The organism is Bradyrhizobium jicamae (genome assembly GCF_001440395.1).
Classification (GTDB): Bacteria; Pseudomonadota; Alphaproteobacteria; order Rhizobiales; family Xanthobacteraceae; genus Bradyrhizobium; species Bradyrhizobium jicamae.
Genome location: NZ_LLXZ01000146.1, coordinates 1 through 2,132 on the forward strand (window position 1 = coordinate 1; position 2,132 = coordinate 2,132).

At 62.4% G+C, this 2,132-nt stretch carries 2 protein-coding genes and 2 pseudogenes; 2 read left to right on the forward strand and 2 right to left on the reverse strand.

Annotation, left to right across the window (positions count from 1 at the left end):
* Positions 1-307: 307 nt before the first annotated feature.
* Positions 308-739 carry a S26 family signal peptidase gene (locus CQ12_RS23860; RefSeq protein WP_083519454.1) on the reverse strand — a complete coding sequence of 144 codons (432 nt, stop codon included), beginning with the start codon at positions 737-739 and terminating at the stop codon, positions 308-310.
* Here CQ12_RS23860 and CQ12_RS46595 point away from each other — a divergent pair.
* A pseudogene (locus tag CQ12_RS46595) lies at positions 738-976 on the forward strand (hypothetical protein); the annotation flags it as partial. The gene CQ12_RS23860 and the pseudogene CQ12_RS46595 overlap by 2 nt on opposite strands.
* Here CQ12_RS46595 and CQ12_RS46600 read toward each other — a convergent pair.
* Positions 961-1,090: pseudogene (locus CQ12_RS46600) on the reverse strand (cell envelope biogenesis protein TolA); the annotation flags it as partial. The pseudogenes CQ12_RS46595 and CQ12_RS46600 sit on opposite strands and share 16 nt — an antisense overlap.
* Positions 1,091-1,238: 148 nt before the next feature.
* On the opposite strand from CQ12_RS46600, the gene ligD reads away from it, so the two are divergent.
* Positions 1,239-2,132: non-homologous end-joining DNA ligase (gene ligD, locus CQ12_RS23870; protein WP_057837747.1), on the forward strand; the 894-nt coding region annotated here is incomplete at its 3' end.

The following is a 2,132-nucleotide window of genomic DNA, read 5'->3' on the forward strand; positions in this document are numbered from 1 at the left end:
GGCCACACGGCGGCTATCGCCGTGCACCGGTTTCTCGGAGCCCGATTTGAAGAGCCGTCCGTGGCTCGTTTGACCGTGCTGCCCCCTCCTGACGGCCCCACGCGCGAAAAGTCCCGACAGCGCGCGATTAAATGCGATCCCACCAATGTACGGACTGCAGGCCGCTGGCAACGTACTCGCGGGGCGATCAAGTGGTCGACTTCGACGGTCACCCAGCGCCGCAGCGCTGCGAACTCTGGCCGGGAAGAATGCGGCTGTATCCAATGGGTTAGGGGCGCGGCCATTTGAGAGCGTGAGCAACGCACGGTTAGTTATCTCCATCCGTCCAGATCGGCAGCGCGCGGGCGATGATTGCAGAAGCGGGGATCGGTCCGAAGTATCGGCCGTCCAGCGAATCCGACGACTGCCAATTCATGAGGAAGACGTCATCTCGCGCGACGACGCGGCAGCCCTGCCAAATCGGGAGCGGACGGCCACGCCTGTCGCGATCGCGAGCCTCGCCAACTCCAATCCCGTCGACGCTAATGGTGAGGTCAATCCTGCAGACCGTCTGCCCGGGGAGTGCAAGGACGCGCTTCAGCATCGGCACGCCGCCCGGCAGATAGCTGCCCTCAGCAAGGAACGCAAAAAGCGGCTCCGGCGGCAGGACTGCAACAAGTTCGGTGACAAACAGCGTGTCGACGGGCTGCAGGCGATAGAGCCCAAGCGGAGCACTCTCTGAGGCGTTCCAGACGTACATCCGCGAGTGCGAAGAACACGGTTGGATGCAAGATCGCGCCGATCCGCATACACGGGAGCGGGCCTTGATATCGCTCGTGAAGACCCGCCAGCAGGCGTCTCCCCTGATGCGGCGGCGGCCGAGGTTCGCGACGTGCTGAACTCGATCGGCGATACCTGCCCGGAATGCCCCCAGACTAGAAGGGCTGGTGCCGAGCCTCAACGCCAGCCCGGCCGGATCACCTTCGCCGCGCCCTGATGAAAGAGATTGCTGTCTGCGCCCACGCTTCCAGAGCCGCTTTCATGGAGGGAGCGGCTATCGCCAGATCGAAGAACCCAGCAAAGTCTGGTGGGTTTTCAGTTTTCTGGCCATCCGTCTGATCAGACCTTCCCGTTCGATATTCGTCGCGCACTTGGGCTTGCCACGGCGCCTGACGGAACATGCCATGGCTTTAAGCGTTCCTTCATTCTTGAAGGACGTCCATGCATTACGCAACACGCTCTGAAGGATTGGCCCTTGGATGAGCCGGACGTCGACGCTGCCCAAGCGCTTACAGCCGATGCTCGCCACGCTCACCGACGCGCCATTCGACGACCCCGGCTGGGTCTTCGAGGACAAGTACGATGGCTTCCGGATGATCGCAGAAATCCGACGGGGCAAGGTTGCACTCTACAGCCGCAACGGCAAGATCATCAGCGGCAGCTATATCGAGGTCGCCAAAGCGCTGGAGGGCGTGAAGGGCGACGCCGTAATCGACGGCGAGCTTGTCGTGATCGGAAAGGACGGCGTCTCGCATTTCCAGCTCCTGCAAAGCGCGCTGCGTCATGAAGCGAAGCTGCTGTATTGCGCCTTCGATCTCATGTTTCAGAACGCGGTTGACTTGCGCAAACAGCCTCTTCTCGAGCGCAAGGAGCGGCTGAAAGCGATCCTGCCGAGCCACCGGCTGATCGCCTTCAGCCGTCACCGCAAAGCGAACGGCACGAAATTTTTCGCCGAGGCCGAGCGGAAGGGTCTGGAAGGCGTCATGGCGAAGCGCGCCGACAGCGCGTATGCGTCCGGAAGCCGGACCCCGGATTGGCTGAAGATCAAGACAGCAAAGCGGCAGGAAGTGGTGATCGTGGGCTTCACGGCGCCGAGGCGCACCAGGCCATTCTTCGGCGCCCTGGTCCTCGCCGTGCGGGAAGACGAAGCATGGCGCTACATCGGACATGTCGGCACTGGCTTCAGCCACAAGGTCCTGGGAGACCTCCATGCCAAGCTTGTGAAGCTCACGACCCCGAAATCACCCTTCCCTGCCAAAGTGAAGGACGAGGCCGCCACGACCTGGGTCAGGCCCTCGTTGGTTGCCGAGGTCAAGCTCGCGGAGTGGACGAGTAAGGGCGAATTGCGCCAGCCCGTCTACCTCGGGCTCAGG

Bases quoted from the DNA above. Each gene is read 5' to 3' on its own strand.
- CQ12_RS23860 (WP_083519454.1), bottom strand. From the start codon at position 739: ATGTACGTCTGGAACGCCTCAGAGAGTGCTCCGCTTGGGCTCTATCGC.